Source organism: Halorubrum sp. F4, assembly GCF_027257195.1.
GTDB lineage: Archaea > Halobacteriota > Halobacteria > Halobacteriales > Haloferacaceae > Halorubrum.
On record NZ_JAPDFS010000007.1, the window covers coordinates 84,489 to 98,529 of the forward strand.

16 protein-coding genes and 1 pseudogene are annotated in these 14,041 nt (G+C 58.4%); 9 read left to right on the forward strand and 8 right to left on the reverse strand.

What is annotated here, in order from left to right; genetic code table 11:
• Positions 1-11 precede the first annotated feature (11 nt).
• Genes OKW78_RS14145 through OKW78_RS14155 form a run of 3 tightly spaced genes read right to left on the reverse strand, consistent with a single transcriptional unit; the run spans position 12 to position 2,833 of the window.
• On the reverse strand, positions 12-665 hold the full coding sequence (locus OKW78_RS14145; protein ID WP_004594625.1) for a hypothetical protein: 654 nt from the start codon (positions 663-665) through the stop codon (positions 12-14).
• A 28-nt stretch (positions 666-693) separates the two neighbouring features.
• Positions 694-2,613: a cation-translocating P-type ATPase gene (locus OKW78_RS14150; RefSeq protein WP_004594624.1), complete on the reverse strand. Its 1,920-nt coding sequence runs from the start codon at positions 2,611-2,613 to the stop codon at positions 694-696.
• Between the two features lie 4 nt (positions 2,614-2,617).
• On the reverse strand, positions 2,618-2,833 hold the full coding sequence (locus OKW78_RS14155) for a heavy-metal-associated domain-containing protein (RefSeq protein ID WP_004594622.1): 216 nt from the start codon (positions 2,831-2,833) through the stop codon (positions 2,618-2,620).
• Between the two features lie 201 nt (positions 2,834-3,034).
• Here OKW78_RS14155 and OKW78_RS14160 point away from each other — a divergent pair, with 201 nt between their 5' ends.
• Complete coding sequence (locus OKW78_RS14160) at positions 3,035-3,559, forward strand: helix-turn-helix domain-containing protein (protein WP_004048660.1); 525 nt, start codon at positions 3,035-3,037, stop codon at positions 3,557-3,559.
• A gap of 29 nt (positions 3,560-3,588) precedes the next feature.
• On the opposite strand, the gene OKW78_RS14165 is transcribed toward OKW78_RS14160, so the two are convergent.
• Entirely contained in the window at positions 3,589-5,055 is a 1,467-nt protein-coding gene (locus OKW78_RS14165) for an amidohydrolase family protein (protein ID WP_050051507.1), read from the reverse strand.
• 328 nt (positions 5,056-5,383) lie between these two features.
• Between OKW78_RS14165 and OKW78_RS14170 the strand changes: the two genes are divergently transcribed.
• The 8 genes from OKW78_RS14170 (at position 5,384) to OKW78_RS14205 (ending at position 11,083) form a co-directional block, all read left to right on the forward strand.
• Entirely contained in the window at positions 5,384-6,772 is a 1,389-nt protein-coding gene (locus tag OKW78_RS14170; RefSeq protein ID WP_049986199.1) for a permease, read from the forward strand.
• 125 nt (positions 6,773-6,897) lie between these two features.
• A complete protein-coding gene (locus OKW78_RS14175; protein WP_004048657.1) occupies positions 6,898-7,479 on the forward strand; it encodes a MarR family transcriptional regulator in 582 nt (193 codons plus the stop codon).
• A gap of 33 nt (positions 7,480-7,512) precedes the next feature.
• Positions 7,513-8,217 carry a hypothetical protein gene (locus OKW78_RS14180; protein ID WP_123624180.1) on the forward strand — a complete coding sequence of 235 codons (705 nt, stop codon included), beginning with the start codon at positions 7,513-7,515 and terminating at the stop codon, positions 8,215-8,217.
• 272 nt (positions 8,218-8,489) lie between these two features.
• On the forward strand, positions 8,490-8,807 hold the full coding sequence (locus tag OKW78_RS14185) for a hypothetical protein (protein WP_004048656.1): 318 nt from the start codon (positions 8,490-8,492) through the stop codon (positions 8,805-8,807).
• A 63-nt stretch (positions 8,808-8,870) separates the two neighbouring features.
• Entirely contained in the window at positions 8,871-9,218 is a 348-nt protein-coding gene (locus OKW78_RS14190) for an SHOCT domain-containing protein (protein WP_049986201.1), read from the forward strand.
• A gap of 105 nt (positions 9,219-9,323) precedes the next feature.
• Positions 9,324-9,740, forward strand: a complete 417-nt coding sequence (locus OKW78_RS14195; RefSeq protein ID WP_004048654.1) for a DUF302 domain-containing protein — start codon at positions 9,324-9,326, stop codon at positions 9,738-9,740.
• 6 nt (positions 9,741-9,746) lie between these two features.
• On the forward strand, positions 9,747-10,100 hold the full coding sequence (locus OKW78_RS14200) for an SHOCT domain-containing protein (protein WP_049983674.1): 354 nt from the start codon (positions 9,747-9,749) through the stop codon (positions 10,098-10,100).
• 134 nt (positions 10,101-10,234) lie between these two features.
• On the forward strand, positions 10,235-11,083 hold the full coding sequence (locus OKW78_RS14205) for a plastocyanin/azurin family copper-binding protein (RefSeq protein ID WP_227262414.1): 849 nt from the start codon (positions 10,235-10,237) through the stop codon (positions 11,081-11,083).
• Between the two features lie 135 nt (positions 11,084-11,218).
• Here OKW78_RS14205 and OKW78_RS14210 read toward each other — a convergent pair whose 3' ends face one another.
• The 4 genes and pseudogenes from OKW78_RS14210 to OKW78_RS14225 all read right to left on the reverse strand — a co-directional run.
• Positions 11,219-11,971: an ABC transporter permease gene (locus OKW78_RS14210; protein WP_049909288.1), complete on the reverse strand. Its 753-nt coding sequence runs from the start codon at positions 11,969-11,971 to the stop codon at positions 11,219-11,221.
• On the reverse strand, positions 11,968-12,705 hold the full coding sequence (locus OKW78_RS14215; protein ID WP_094529644.1) for an ABC transporter permease: 738 nt from the start codon (positions 12,703-12,705) through the stop codon (positions 11,968-11,970). Before OKW78_RS14215 ends, OKW78_RS14210 begins: the two co-directional genes overlap by 4 nt.
• On the reverse strand, positions 12,698-13,429 hold the full coding sequence (locus tag OKW78_RS14220) for an ABC transporter ATP-binding protein (RefSeq protein WP_049909257.1): 732 nt from the start codon (positions 13,427-13,429) through the stop codon (positions 12,698-12,700). The genes OKW78_RS14215 and OKW78_RS14220 overlap by 8 nt, the downstream gene beginning before the upstream one ends.
• A gap of 339 nt (positions 13,430-13,768) precedes the next feature.
• Positions 13,769-13,972 (reverse strand): annotated as a pseudogene (locus OKW78_RS14225) (DUF411 domain-containing protein); the annotation flags it as partial.
• Between the last annotated feature and the right edge of the window lie 69 nt (positions 13,973-14,041).

Below are 14,041 nucleotides of genomic sequence, written 5' to 3' on the forward strand. Positions count from 1 at the left end.
GACCGTCGCGTTCACACCGCGTCGACGGTGAACAGCGAGTCGTCGCTGAGGACGACCTGTACCCGGCGGTGCCAGGCGTCAGCGAAAGCCTCTCGTTGCTGGTCAGTTGCCGATTCGTCGAGAATCCCTTGGAGGTTCCCGATTGCGGGTCCACCGTCAGGAACGTCGCTGACGTGGTAGGTCACTTCGACGGTCTCGTCCGTGTCGGTTCGCCGGAACCGGAACGTCGGGTCCGCCGTGTCCGGGTCGAACGCGTCGAAGCGCAGGAGGTCGCGGCGGCCGCCATAGCCGCCGGCGAGCCCGCTGAATCCGTCATCGCCGGTCGCGCCAGTCACGTACGAGATGATGCGGCTCATCACGCCGTACGCGGCATCGTCCTGCGGGCCGGCCGTCTGGACCTCGATTTCGCTCCGGACTGGATAGTCGTCGGGATACAGGGCGTCGAGCCCGAGCTGGACGATCCGATAGGCACCCGAGGCTGTCGGACAGGAGTGTCCGGCTTCTTTCACCGCGTCCCGGTAGGTGACGACGAACGGCTCGCCCGGTTCGAGGACGCCGAGGGCCTCCGCGACGGGGTCGCGGATTTCGATCGGGTCGGCGTCGTAGTCGACCTGCCAATTGGTTCTCGTCTGGGTCGTGTCAGTCGCAGTCGAATTCGATGTCATGAGTTGTGGTTGTGATCGTGTCTCGTGGTCAGTAGCGGAGCAGTCGCATCCCGTTGAGGATGACGAGGAGGACGCTGGCCTCGTGGACCAGCATTCCCGACGCGAGGGTGACGTAGCTGGTGAGCACGCCCGCGAGGAGGACGGTCACGGTCAGCACCGCGAGCCCGACGTTCTCGAGGACGTTCCAGCGCGTCGCCTTGCTGAGTTTGACCGCGTACGGGATGCGTTCGAGGTCGTCGGCCATCAACGCCATGTCAGCCGTTTCGATAGCGGTGTCCGTTCCCGCAGCACCCATCGCGATGCCGACATCGGCAGTGGCCAGCGATGGCGCGTCGTTGATGCCGTCGCCGACCATCGCGACGACGTGGCCGTCGGCCTGGTAGCCCTCGATGACGGACTGCTTGTCCTCGGGGAGGAGTTCGGCACGGTACTCGTCGATACCGACCTCCTCGGCAACGGCAGCGGCCGTCCGCTCGTTGTCGCCGGTGAGCATCACCGTCTCGATGCCAGCGTCTTGGAGCGCCGCGACGACCCCAGGAGCGGCCTCCCGGAGCTCGTCCCGCATCGCAATCGCGCCGATGATGTCCCCGTCCCGAACGACGTGGACGACTGTCTCGCCGCGCCCCTCACGCTCGCGGACGTAGTCGGCGACCCGATCGGGGACATCGACGTCGCGGTCGTCCAGCAGCGCGCGGTTGCCGACGACGACTTCCTGGCCATCGGCATGGGCGATGACGCCCTTGCCGGCGACCACGTCGAAGTCGTCGGGATCGGGGACCGACCTGCGCCCCACGTCCGTATCGTCCGCTTGGGCGACCGTCGCTCCACCGTCCGTCGCAGCCGTCTGGCGTTCGCGGGCCATGTCGACGATGGCGTCCGCGAGGTGGTGTTCGCTCTTCTTCTCGGCGGTCGCTGCGAGCGAGAGGACGTCGGCGGCGGCGACGCCGAACCCCTCGATACCGGAGACGGTGGTCTCGCCCTTCGTGAGCGTCCCCGTCTTGTCGAAGGCGACGAGATCGATCTTGCCGGCGCGTTCGAGGTGTTCGCCGCCCTTCATCAGCACGCCCGACCGGGCGGCGTTACCGATGGCCGAGACGATGCTGACCGGTGGCCCGATGACCAGCGCGCCCGGACAGCCGATGACCAGCAGCGTCAGCGACAGGATCGCGTTCTGCGTGACCGCGTACGCGCCGATAGCCAGGGCAATGACGGCCGGCGTGTAGTACTTCGCGAACCGGTCGATGAGACTCTCCGTGGGCGACTGAGCCTCCTGGGCCTCCTCGACGCGACGGATGATCCGTTCGAGAGTCGTATCCGATCCCGCTCCCGTCGTCCGGATTTCTAGCGCGCCCTCCTGGTTGACCGTCCCGGCGTACACCTCGTCGCTGTCGGCCTTGTGGACGGGCGCGCTCTCGCCGGTGACCGGCGCCTGGTTGACTGCGCTCTCGCCGTCGACGACGGTTCCGTCGACCGGGATCTTCCCGCCCGGCTTTACGACGACGACTTCGCCCTCTTCGACATCGCGGGCGGAGACCTTTTGGAGTGTCCCGTCGCGACGGACGGTCGCCGTGTCGGGCGTCATCTCCAGTAGCTCCTGAAGTGCCGTCCGGGTCTTCCGCATCGTCCGGCCTTCGAGGTAGCTGCCAAGGCTGAACAGGAAGACGACGGCGGCGGCTTCCCAGTACTCCCCGATGACGATAGCACCGATGGCGGCCAGCGTCACCAGCGTCTTGATGCCGAGCGTCCGGTTGGTGACCTCGTGGTAAGCGGTCTTGGCGATGTCGTAGCCACCCACGACTGTCGCGAGGACGAGGATGGCGGCGCTTGCCATCTCGAAACTCGTGAGGTAGCCGAGACTCCAGCCACCGCCGTACAGCAGGCCGCTTGTCGCCGTGACGATGGCCTTCCGGTGGTTCCGGTAGTACTGCGTGATCGATTGTTTGTTCATAGTGTTAGGCGGGCTGGGGAGTGTACCCCTGGTTTTCGATGGTCTCTGCGAAGGCGTCGGGGTCAGCGACGCTGTCGTCGTACTCGATCTCGACGCGGCCGGTCGCGTAGTGGACTTCGACGTGCTGGACGCCGTCGACGTTCGACAGGGCGCGTTCGACGGTACTCGCGCAGGTCGGGCAGTCGAAGTCGAGGACGCGGAATTGGGTTGTGTCGCTCATTACAGTTTGAGATAGTGCCCGTACCTCAATAAGTATTTTTTATATGATATGTTTGAATTCGGATACGAGTCGTTGGAACAGTCAAACGGGTCGTCTAGGGCTTTCGCTATCGCGGGTCCATCCTGTACTGGATACCTCGACAGACACCTACCCGACTCCTGCCCCGCTACCTTTTCCCGCGTGCTCGCGCTCAGTCCTCGTATGAGTGATTCCGATACCGACCACCGTCTCGACGACATCGCGGTGCGAGACACTCGGATTTCGGACGCCATCGACGAGCCGATGCGGGCGATGGTCCTCGACATTCTGTCCGAGGAAGCCCTAACTGCGACCGAGGTCCACGAACGCCTCGACGATCGCGGCATCGACCGGACGGAGAACACGGTCCGCCATCACATCAACGAGCTCCGGGATGCGGGCCTCGTCGACGTCGTTCGCTTCGAGGAGGGGCGTGGTGGGACGACGAAGTACTACCACGCGAACACGATCGTCCTCTCGTACTCACTACCAGATTCGGCCGACGCCGCCGTCGAGGAGATGATCGACGCTGCCCAGCCCCAGATCACGGACGCGCTCACTACGCTCACCGACGAGTACGACGACGCTATTGAGGAGATCGTCGAGGATATGCAGCCCTGCGAGCACTGCCAGACCCAGAAGTACGAGACGTACGTTCTTCTGACCGTCCTGCGACGTGCGTTCGTTCGCGCCCACAGAAATTCCTGAGGGGGAACCACCCCTACGCTGGCAGGGTCTTAGAAGGAGAACCGATCACGCGCGGATTGCATCGCGAGGCGAGTCAGGAGTCGCGCAGGGCCACGCTTTGGGAGGTCCCGTACAGTCTCGATGCTGGTCGGCGGTTCACTACCACCAATGTCTAACTCCCAGCCTGTCTCGTCCATGAAGCGTTCGACAGCCTGATTTACTCGCTGTCGCACGTCGTCCGAGTCCATTGTCTCGGGCACACCATTCCGGAGGACGACGTCGCCGTCAACGATCACTGTCTCGACGTCGGCCGGCACCGCGTTGTTCACGACCTGTGCAGGAATATTGGTCCGTGGCGTGAACTTCGGTTTGTCGACGTCGAGGAGGATAATATCCGCGCGCTTTCCCGCTTCAATACTGCCGATCTCGTCGCCCATCCCCAGCGCGCGTGCGCCTTCAATAGTGAGCATTCGTATCAGTTCCATCGAGTCGAACTGCCCGGCTGAACGCTTGAGATTTGCCGCCAGCCGAGCTTGCCGCGCTTCACCGAACATGCTGTACGAGTCGTGCCAGTAGTGGTCGTCAATCCCTACTCCGACGTCGACGCCGGCGGCTCGAAGCTCGGGAACGGGCGTCCACTGCGTCTCCCCGTCCGGATTCCAGTAACAGAAGACGGACGGGCAGTGCGCAACAGCCGCGTCCGCCTCGGCGGTTCGCTGGATGTCCTCTTCGTCGGCGAGGCGGAAGTGAGCAGCGACCAGTCGGTCGTCCAGGAGTCCAACGTCGTCGAGCAATCCCACCGAGTCCTCGCCACCGTTCGCTCGTGCCATCGTGTTACTCTCCTCGAGTTCGAGCAAGTGCGTGTGGACGAGCAGGTCCGGGTACTCTGCGGCGAGGGACGCGGTCCGTTCCCACAGCTGCCTGGTACACGACCAGTCGTCGTGCGGGCAGATCGTCGCCCTGATTCGGCCCTCGTACGTGTCGTGGTACGTTTCGACGAACTCGCGAGCACGGGAGAACTGCTGATCGACTGGTTGGTCCCAGAAGAGGTCCGAGATCGCCGGGCCGAAAAATCCGCGGAGCCCTGCTTCCCCGAACGCCTCTGCACCTGCGGCAGGCCGTGCGTCCATCGAGTTCACGGTCGTGACACCGCCCAAGAGGAAATTGAGCGCTGCGAGCTCGACGCCTGCCTCGACGAGGTACTCGAATTCGCCGTTCCCTAATCTGTTAAACAAGGCCGTCCCACTCCCAAGCATCTCCGTCAGCTCGAGTTCGCTAAACGCACCGATGAGCGGTGTCATCTCCAAGTGCGTGTGGGCGTTCACCAACCCCGGCATCACCAGTTTCCCGTTCCCGTCGATAACGGTGGACGCTTCTAATTCTCCGTCTCCTGCACGTGATGGTCGGACTTCTTCGATACAGCCATCGGTGATGCATACTGTGCCGCGCTCGTACAGGCGGTTCCGCTCGTCGGCTGTGAGAACGAGTGCATCATGGATTGCCAGATCGACAGCCATCGTAAATTAGGAAGTGGATGTGACAGTTACCGTACTGGACAACCGAGCAGGCCGGCGAAGGCTGTTCTTCCAGGTGGTGTTCCCCTCATTTGGGATATCATCGGTCTCTACTGGTCCCATTAGCCTCTAATACGTCGGCGTGATTTAATCAGATTCCCCTTTTGAATCTGAAGTCGGATTCCGTGGAGCTTGTGGAGGTTTGCAATGTTTTCCCCTCTTTACGATAGATCATCTATGGCCGACGGTTACGATGCCATAGTACTGATACCCTCATAGGCAGTATATTCTAATCAAAACCGCAATAGATGATCCCTACAATGATACACCTATGCAGGCGACGATAATCGACGGAGTTCTTGAATCCCTTCGTATCGGTGTCGGATTTCTCTGGACGGCGGCGTGGGCGATCATCATGGGCCTCACGATTACGAGTCTGGTCCAGGTCTACGTCTCGAAGGAGCGGATGGCACAGGTGCTGGGTGAGGGCGATCTAACTGGACTTACCAAGGCGACTGTGTTCGGAGCAGCAAGCAGTGGCTGTAGCTTCGGCGCCGTCGCCATCGGGAAGGGCCTGTTCAAGAAGGGGGCGCACGCGGTGAACTTCCTCGCGTTCATGTTCGCGTCGACGAACCTCATCGTCGAACTAGGGCTGATGATTCTCATCCTGCTTGGCTGGGAGTTCCTCGTCGCGGAACTGCTCGGCGGCCTGATTCTCATCGCCGTCATGGCCGCCATCGTCCACCTTACGCTTCCCGAAAACCTGTTTAACGAAGTCCGCGAGAAGCTCAACGAGCGCGACCGCCAGGCGGGCGTCACGGAAGATCCCACCTGCGGGATGGAGGGGAAAGACGAGTACACGCTCACGACCGACGGCGGTGAGACGCTCAAATTCTGCTCGGAGGGCTGTATGGAGACCTATCGCCAGGAGACGTCGAGTAGCGGCGGGTGGCGTGACGAGTTGCTGTCGTGGGGTGGCTGGTACAAGGTCGGGAATCAGTACCGCAAGGAGTGGTCGATGATCTGGAAAGACATCGTCGCCGGCTTCCTTATTTCTGGGTTCGTCATCGTCTTCGTCCCGCAGTGGGTGTGGAACACGCTGTTCATTCAGGGCGACGGCCTGCTCGTGACTGCCGAGAACGCCGTCATGGGCGTCATCATCGCCGTCCTCAGTTTCGTCGGCAGTATGGGCAACGTCCCGTTCGCCGTCGCGCTGTGGGGCGGTGGCGTCAGCTTCGCCGGGATCATCGCGTTCGTCTACGCCGACCTCATCACCGTGCCCGTGCTGAACGTCTACCGGAAGTACTACGGCTGGAAGATCATGCTGTACATCCTTGGCGTCTTCTTCGTGACGATGGCGTTCACTGGCTTCCTCATGGAGTTGCTGTTCGACGCCCTCGGCATCGTACCAGATCTGGCCGGTGGCGAGACGGCGACCGAACAGACGTACTTCGAGCTCAACTACACGTTCTACCTCAATATTATCGCCTTCGCGCTCTCCGGGTTCCTCCTGTATGTCTACCGACGTGGAATCGGCGCACCAGGTCAGTATCGTGATCCGGTGTGTGGCATGCGGACCGACGATGAGGGGCCGAGTGCGTCCAATGATGGGATGACGTACTATTTTTGCTCGAAGACCTGTAAGCGGGCATTCGAGGAAGAGCCCACGGAATTTGCTGATCAAAGCCCGCAGATAACAAACCACGATCACGATCACTGATAGATGTACTGTGGTTCATCCGCTGTGAAGCACTTCATCATCGCACCTTCAATCCGCAATTGTCACACCTGTCGCGCCAAAATTGATTGTATGAGCAGTCAGATATCGAAACAAGGGGATGTCATATGAACCAACGTCCAGCGGATACCGTCGTTGGTGTGCTCCTTGGGTTCGTCCTCTTGGCTGGCGGACTACTCAGTTGGCGGGCCTATCAACAGCGTCGCGCTATCGAGCAGTCGATGGGGCCGATGATGGACTCGTCTATGGGGGCGATTCACGGTCCAGATCCTCTCTGGTACGTGGTTGGAACCCTTCTGGTCGCAGGCAGTATCGGTGGCATCTATTACGTGGTTCGAGGGAATCTCATCGATTCGACAACCGACTCAGCGGATCACATCGACCCCGATCAGGTATCGGAGGCAACGCCTACATCGATAGACGATGACGCCTCGCCGGCGACGCCTATCAATCCTGAATCGGATCCGCAAGCGCGCGTTCTCGATCTCTTACCGGATGATGAACGACGCGTCCTTGAACCCGTCCTGAACTCGCCTGGAATCACGCAGATCGAACTTCGGGATCGATCTGAGTTCTCAAAGAGTAAAGTGAGCCAGACCGTGAGTTCACTCGAGGAGCGCGGGCTGCTGTATCGGGAACGACAGGGTCGAACCTACCGCGTGTATCCGAGTGATGACCTGCAGAACTAACAGACGTAGAAATTCATACTAACACTACCCATCATGTCACAAGCAACACTCGAAACTGATCGCATTAGCCGGGTTCTCAAGTCAAGCACGTGGCTCAATCTCCTCCTCGCCGCACAGTTGATCGCCGGGTTGGTGTACGCATATTTCACAGGAGATATGGGGAGCCGGTGGACCCATTTCGTCCTTCCATTTATTTGGTTCACCGCCTCAGTCTGGGTGATCTGGCACACTCGACCTGTAACGAAACGTCGAGTGTATCGTATTGGTGCCGCACTTGTCGTTGCTCTATATCTCATCGTGATGTTTTATTTTTCAGGATTACTTGGACCGAGCACCTCTCATTTCGGGCAGCTCACTGGACCAAGCGGCTTCGGAATAACGTGGGGTCGATCTTTGGGATGGAGTCCGGTCTTCGTCTATACAGGTGACCTGATCACGGTCTCGCTCATTCCTTACCAAGCGGTTGGCCTGTTCGCGCTGGCGTATCTCGTCTATGATGCATTGCTTGATTTCTCGCAGTCGGCAGTCGGAGGAATAGTCGGGATTGTGGCGTGCCCTGCCTGCGTTAGCCCGTTGTTTGCCGTACTACTTGCAGGCGGACTGAGTGGTTCTTCAACGATGTTATTGCTTGGTGCGTATGGCTACGAAATTGCGACCGTTCTGTTCCTCATGACAATTGGAATCCTCTACCATCGTCAGGCACTCACGAGGCAGTATCACCAGTTCCGAGGGAACTGATCCATCTCGTTCGTGGTCAGCAATACCCGAGCCTCCCTCGCCGCCTGAACCGTGGTTATTGTCTGGATCGCCGCAATGAGGTGAACAGTCTCGACGGATCCCCTTTGCTCTCACCATTCCTCTGATCCTTTCGAATTCGGCAGGTATGAACGATCCCGTCAGTAGAAAACGTTTAGATGGCGTTATAGACGTTCTTGAACGCTCTCCTGTTTGAGTTCACTCCCACGAAGATAACTCCGAACCCACCGTATGACTACTTGAGGCGAAAAACAATGACCAACCGAAACCTCGGACGATGGCTGCTCGTGGTGCTCGCGATTGTCGGACTCGCGTTTGCCGCCCCGGTAGTTAGCGCACACGGTGACGAACCGATCCAGGGGAACGAGACGGCAGCTGAAGGGACGCCAGCCGATGGTAGTGCAGCAGACTGGGCGGCCTGGATGGAAGGTCACATGACCGACTACATGGGCCCGAATGCCGTTGACGAGATGGAAGCGCACATGGGCGTGACCGTCGACGAGATGGCCCAAGATATGGCGGACGACAATCACACCGCGACGGGGATGAACGGACAGGGGTACGGCTGCTAACGATCCCTGTTCGGATCCTCGTCTGACACGATAGATATTCGACTTACTGACTCAACGATCACAATGACACACTACACCAACACTCTCGGGCGGACGACTCGTCGAATCGCAATACTAGCGGTTCCGCTGTTGATTGTAGCAACGGGCACCGCAGCGGCTCACGGTGGTGGAGGCTACGGCGGCGGTATGATGGGTAGCGGCGGTTGGGGGGTCTTCAGCGGTGGAATGGGCCTCTGGAGCTTCCTTTGGATGGGGCTCCTAATCGTCGTCCCGCTCTATCTCGTCTACTCACTCCTCAACAGAGATTCTGAGAGGAGTGATAGTCGGCCGCTTTCGGTTCTTCGTGAGCGTTACGCTCGCGGTGAACTCTCCGATGAAGAGTTCGAACGTCGACGAAAGCAACTCGAGTAGTGCCCATGACCGAAATAGAAGGAGCATCGTCGAGAAAAAATTCTCGTCTGCCAGTTGGGGCGACGGGACCGAACGCTTAAGTGCGTAAACAGGATACAGTATTACATGAGTTACACAATACAAACCAAGATTGATGGAGAGTTCGACGATGTCGTCGACGCAACGAATGCCGCGCTCAAAGACGAGGGATTCGGTGTTCTCTGTGACATCGACATTCAGGCGACGCTCAAGGAGAAACTCGGTGAGGAGTTCCGCCAGTATCGCATCCTCGGTGCGTGCAATCCTCCGCTGGCATACGAAGGGTTGAGTGTAGAAACTGAACTCGGTGCGCTCTTGCCCTGTAACGTCATCGTCTACGAGAACGATGACGGCGTCATCGTGGTGAGTGCGGTCGACCCGGAACAGTTAGTCGGGATCGCTGATAACGACGCGCTTGACTCCGTCGCGACCGAGGTCAGCGAACGATTCGACCGCGTACTGGCAGCCGTAACTGACGAGTTCGGATCCGCATCGGAGGCCTGATCTCTGATGGCATCATCGGATCAACTGGATACGACGACGATACTGCTCATCGTCCTCGGAGCGTTCATCCTCCTTCCCTTGCTCACAATGGGTATGGGGTTCGGTGGGATGATGGGATACGGAGGAATGATGGGCCAGTACGGTACCACAGGTGGTTGGTGGCCCCTCATCGGGATGCTCGTCCCGGTCATCTTCCTCCTTGCGCTTCTGGGCGGTGGATATCTCATCTTCCGGCGGATGAGCGAGACACAGACGTCTCATAATCCCGCGATGGAAGAGTTACGTCTGGCGTACGCTCGTGGCGATCTCACGGACGAAGAGTTCGAAGCCCGACGAGAAAAGCTCGAACAATCAGAGTGACCACTACCCAAACCGCGTTTCACCCGTTTGAACACCTGCGGATCGACTCGAGGGTATCGAAACCAACCGTTCGGCAGCATCGTTCCGTTACATCGAAATGGTGTGCTCGATTCAGCATATGGTTATGAGTAGTAATGGGAACAAACGACAAGTTCGGAGTGAGTCACGTCCGAAGTCTTCGCACCAGTATCGCGCGTAGCTACCCACCGAAGAATGATCCAGACAACATGACACATCACAGCCGACGTCAATTCTTAGGCATTGTCGGTGCCAGCGCAGTCGCCAGCACCGGCTTTGCTCAGTCAGCGAACGCACAGGAGACGCCCATCGTGGAGATGGGAAACAATTACTTCGACCCAATCGGCCTACGTGTTGATCCCGGGACAACCGTTCAATTTGAACTCGCAGCGGGGGCACATTCCGCTACGGCGTACGCAGATCGTATTCCGGAGGGCGCTTCCGCCTTCGATAGTGGGACGATCTCAGACGGGAGCTTCGAATATACGTTCGAAACGCCAGGGACGTATGATTACTACTGCATCCCGCACAAGTCGATTGGGATGGTCGGACGGATCGTAGTTGGCAGTCCTGGCGGACCGGCAGAGGAGGATTCAATCCCGGATGGAGAGGTCCCATCGAGTGAGGCGATTGTTGACCAGGGTACAGTCGCCTACGGCTCAAGCAGCGATGGAAGCGGGAATACTGGTGGTGGAATGATGGGACGAGGTGGTTCTGGAATGATGAGTGGCCGCAACGGAGGTGGAGTTGGAGGGCTACCAGCTGTTGGTGGCGTACTCGGAATGCTGGGCGTTCTCGGTGGCGGGCTCTACTGGCTTGGAAACCAAAAATCTCCTCAATCGACTACCGACGACTCAGCCAGAAAAACGCTCCAGAACCGCTATGCCAGGGGCGAAATTGACGAGGAGGAGTATAGACGTCGCCGTGAGCGATTAGATGCTACTGATGAGGACATCTCCAACTGATTGCCACCGTGAGAGGGTGAACTCACCGGGGTCAAGTGATTCGGGGATTAGAGAATACCGCCCTCACCGATACCTTTGATTTCAGAACGATCCCGTGACCTGTTTTGTTCCATTTATGACTGATTTCTCTTGTGATCAACTCGCCTGTGTGGCTCGGTAGTAAACACCAATTGCGAGCACGGCTACGAGGAGAAGATATCCAGTAGCCCACACCAACGAGAGAGCCGTATCTACGTCGGTTGTGAGTCCGGTATCGACCATTACACGGACTGGCCAATAGCCCGGAAAGAGTTTCATCCACCAATCAGGTTCAGATTGAATAAACAGCGGATCCTGAAACAGTCCGATATCGAGCATCGGGAGAATCAGCATCAGCCACATCCCGGCTAGGCGGTTGAAGACGGCCCCGACGAGCATCCCGATGAGACCATACGTGACCGAGACGACGAGCATCGCTGCGACGAACCACCAGAGATACTCGGGCTGGAAATCGACGAGCATCACACCAACTGAGACACCGGTGACGATGAGAGTAATTGCTGCGAGAACCCCAAACCGGGCAGCGATTACCTGCCATGCACGATAGCCAGCGACTGCCAGACGACCGTCCGTGTCTTTGGCTTCTCGCATCAGGAACAACCCGGCGAGTCCGGCGATGAGAGCACTCGTAATCGGCGTCATGATCACGCCGTGGACCTCAGGCATCCCCCGCATGACCGTCGCCGTCTCACCGTCGACGAGCGTCCGAACCGGCATCTCGACGTCCTGGGTGACTGCGAACGCCAACGTGATGAACGAGACCGGTAGGACGACCAGTAGAGCGACGAGGACGTAGTTACGCGCCTGTTCTTTGATGCCGATCGAGAACGCCGTTGTCGTACGGTTCATGCGGACCACCCACCACTGGTGCGCATCGTCACTCCGAACACTACGGTGACGAGCACGAGCAAGACGAGCAGGTATCCGGCAACGAAGCCGAGGTCGCCCGTCGTATATGTACCTTGGAACATCGCCTCCTGAAGGAGTTCCTTCGGATGATAGAGCGGGAAGTATTCCACGAACTCAGGAATGTCAGCAGCCAGCGGGCTGTCGCCACTGAGGAACGCGTCCATCATCGCGAGGAACACCACGACGAGCGAGCCTTCGAACAGTCGCGGAAGGAGTGCACCGACGAGCGCGCCAAGAAACGCATAGACGAGGCCGGCGAGGACGAGGAATACGAACGTCAGGACAGGGGCTTCCGGTGAAATCGTCAGCCAGAGCACGCCGTAGTTCACGGCAGCCACGACGACCGTGACCCCTCCGAGCGTCGCTAATCGAGTCGCAAGCAGTGTTCGGGGTGGATAGCCTGTCTGAACGAGTCGTCGATCGGCTGCACGCGCACTAATCATCTGGGCGAGTCCCATCAGGCCGGCGATGATGGCGACACCGAATATCGCTCCGAGGAGGCGACCCAGATCGATCGGAATCGCCTCAACTGTCGGCATAGTTGGCAACCCCGCCATCGCTTGTCCCCAGCCTTCGATAACGACAACCGGAAGGAGGAGTGCTAAGACGACATTCAGGGGGGTCCTGAGGAAGGTGGAGACGTTCGTCCGGATCCCCGTTTGAATTCTATTCATCGGCCTTTCTCCTCCGTTCACCGGTCGTCGCTTCGGTCTCACTTTCCCGCTCAGTCACGTCGTAGACGTGTCCATCACGAACCTCGTAGATACGGTCGAGACGGCTCTGCTCCTCGATCAAGTGTGAAATCATTACGACAGCTGTTCCGTCGGCAGCAAGTTCGTCGGCGAGGTCCCAGAAGATGAGATATGTCTCCCAGTCGAACCCGGTGTAGGGCTCGTCTAGCATGAGGACGTCCGGATCATGCATTAGGGCGATACTGAGATTGATTTTTTGTCGGTTTCCACCGCTGAGTTGGTCGATTCGATAGTCAAGGTACTGCTCGAAATCGAGTTTCGATGCGAATCGGCGTTTGGCCTCGTCGATTTCTTCGGCGGTCATTCCGTATCCGGAACCGAACAGGCGGAACGTCTCTGTGACCGTCAGGCGGTCGTAAAGCAGTGGTTCTTGTGGACACCAGCCAACCGTCCCTGTTCGTTCAACTGCTCCGGAATCCTGCTTGAGGACGCCGACGAGGATGTTCATAAGCGTGGATTTCCCCGAACCGTTCCCCCCGACGATTCCGACGATTTCTCCTGCTCGGATTTCCAGATTGGCACCGGTGAGGACGGGAACCGATCGTGTAAATGGGAGGTTTGACCCGTACGTTTTTTCAATCTCATCAGCACGGACGAGTACCTCGCTGGTGGTAGCCTCTGTCGTGGAGGTTGTGGGCGCTTCCATAGATGAATACACACGCTCCTCATTTACTGCGATTACTGTTTCAAATCTAAACTATCAGTAGCAACCCCGTGAATAATCAGAGATTGCATACAGAGCTGACGCTGGACTCAACGTGTTAGATACCTCTTGATTTTCTGAATACTGTCTCCTATAAGCTGTTTCACAGTTTACACGGGAAAGCTTCTGAATTGGATCACCAACAAGCCAGAACGCGATACAAACCCGCTTCAAGACAGCTGTTGAAGTTTCGCGTTGAAAAAGATGAGACGCGCGAAGGTGTATCCGAACCCATAGAGAAGCCGTCTGAACATCAGTTGCAGATCTACTGTATCTCTGAATCTATACCTCAGTGTACTCAGCTCCGGCTTTATCGCCGTCAATAGCGTATATGCTTAACGAGCCATCTTTCTCTCCACCCATCCCCGGTGTCCCAGATGGCATACCAGGGAGTGCAACTCCATCTATCGGTGGGTTTTCATCGAGAAGCCGGGCGATTACTTCGACCGGGACGTGTCCTTCTACGACGTAATCTGTGAGGACGAGTGTGTGACAGCCATCCGTCTTTAGTTAAGCCTCACACCTCGGTTGTGTAGCGGTAGCGAGCGTCTCTTG

Excerpts from the sequence above, each read along its gene's own strand:
- OKW78_RS14175 (WP_004048657.1), top strand. The coding sequence starts at position 6,898 with ATGAACCAACGTCCAGCGGATACCGTCGTTGGTGTGCTCCTTGGGTTC.
- OKW78_RS14210 (WP_049909288.1), bottom strand. The coding sequence starts at position 11,971 with ATGAACCGTACGACAACGGCGTTCTCGATCGGCATCAAAGAACAGGCG.
- OKW78_RS14155 (WP_004594622.1), bottom strand. The coding sequence starts at position 2,833 with ATGAGCGACACAACCCAATTCCGCGTCCTCGACTTCGACTGCCCGACC.
- OKW78_RS14205 (WP_227262414.1), top strand. The coding sequence starts at position 10,235 with ATGGGAACAAACGACAAGTTCGGAGTGAGTCACGTCCGAAGTCTTCGC.
- OKW78_RS14195 (WP_004048654.1), top strand. The coding sequence starts at position 9,324 with ATGAGTTACACAATACAAACCAAGATTGATGGAGAGTTCGACGATGTC.
- OKW78_RS14190 (WP_049986201.1), top strand. The coding sequence starts at position 8,871 with ATGACACACTACACCAACACTCTCGGGCGGACGACTCGTCGAATCGCA.
- OKW78_RS14145 (WP_004594625.1), bottom strand. The coding sequence starts at position 665 with ATGACATCGAATTCGACTGCGACTGACACGACCCAGACGAGAACCAAT.
- OKW78_RS14185 (WP_004048656.1), top strand. The coding sequence starts at position 8,490 with ATGACCAACCGAAACCTCGGACGATGGCTGCTCGTGGTGCTCGCGATT.
- OKW78_RS14180 (WP_123624180.1), top strand. The coding sequence starts at position 7,513 with ATGTCACAAGCAACACTCGAAACTGATCGCATTAGCCGGGTTCTCAAG.
- OKW78_RS14220 (WP_049909257.1), bottom strand. The coding sequence starts at position 13,429 with ATGGAAGCGCCCACAACCTCCACGACAGAGGCTACCACCAGCGAGGTA.
- OKW78_RS14170 (WP_049986199.1), top strand. The coding sequence starts at position 5,384 with ATGCAGGCGACGATAATCGACGGAGTTCTTGAATCCCTTCGTATCGGT.
- OKW78_RS14150 (WP_004594624.1), bottom strand. The coding sequence starts at position 2,613 with ATGAACAAACAATCGATCACGCAGTACTACCGGAACCACCGGAAGGCC.
- OKW78_RS14160 (WP_004048660.1), top strand. The coding sequence starts at position 3,035 with ATGAGTGATTCCGATACCGACCACCGTCTCGACGACATCGCGGTGCGA.
- OKW78_RS14200 (WP_049983674.1), top strand. The coding sequence starts at position 9,747 with ATGGCATCATCGGATCAACTGGATACGACGACGATACTGCTCATCGTC.
- OKW78_RS14165 (WP_050051507.1), bottom strand. The coding sequence starts at position 5,055 with ATGGCTGTCGATCTGGCAATCCATGATGCACTCGTTCTCACAGCCGAC.
- OKW78_RS14215 (WP_094529644.1), bottom strand. The coding sequence starts at position 12,705 with ATGAATAGAATTCAAACGGGGATCCGGACGAACGTCTCCACCTTCCTC.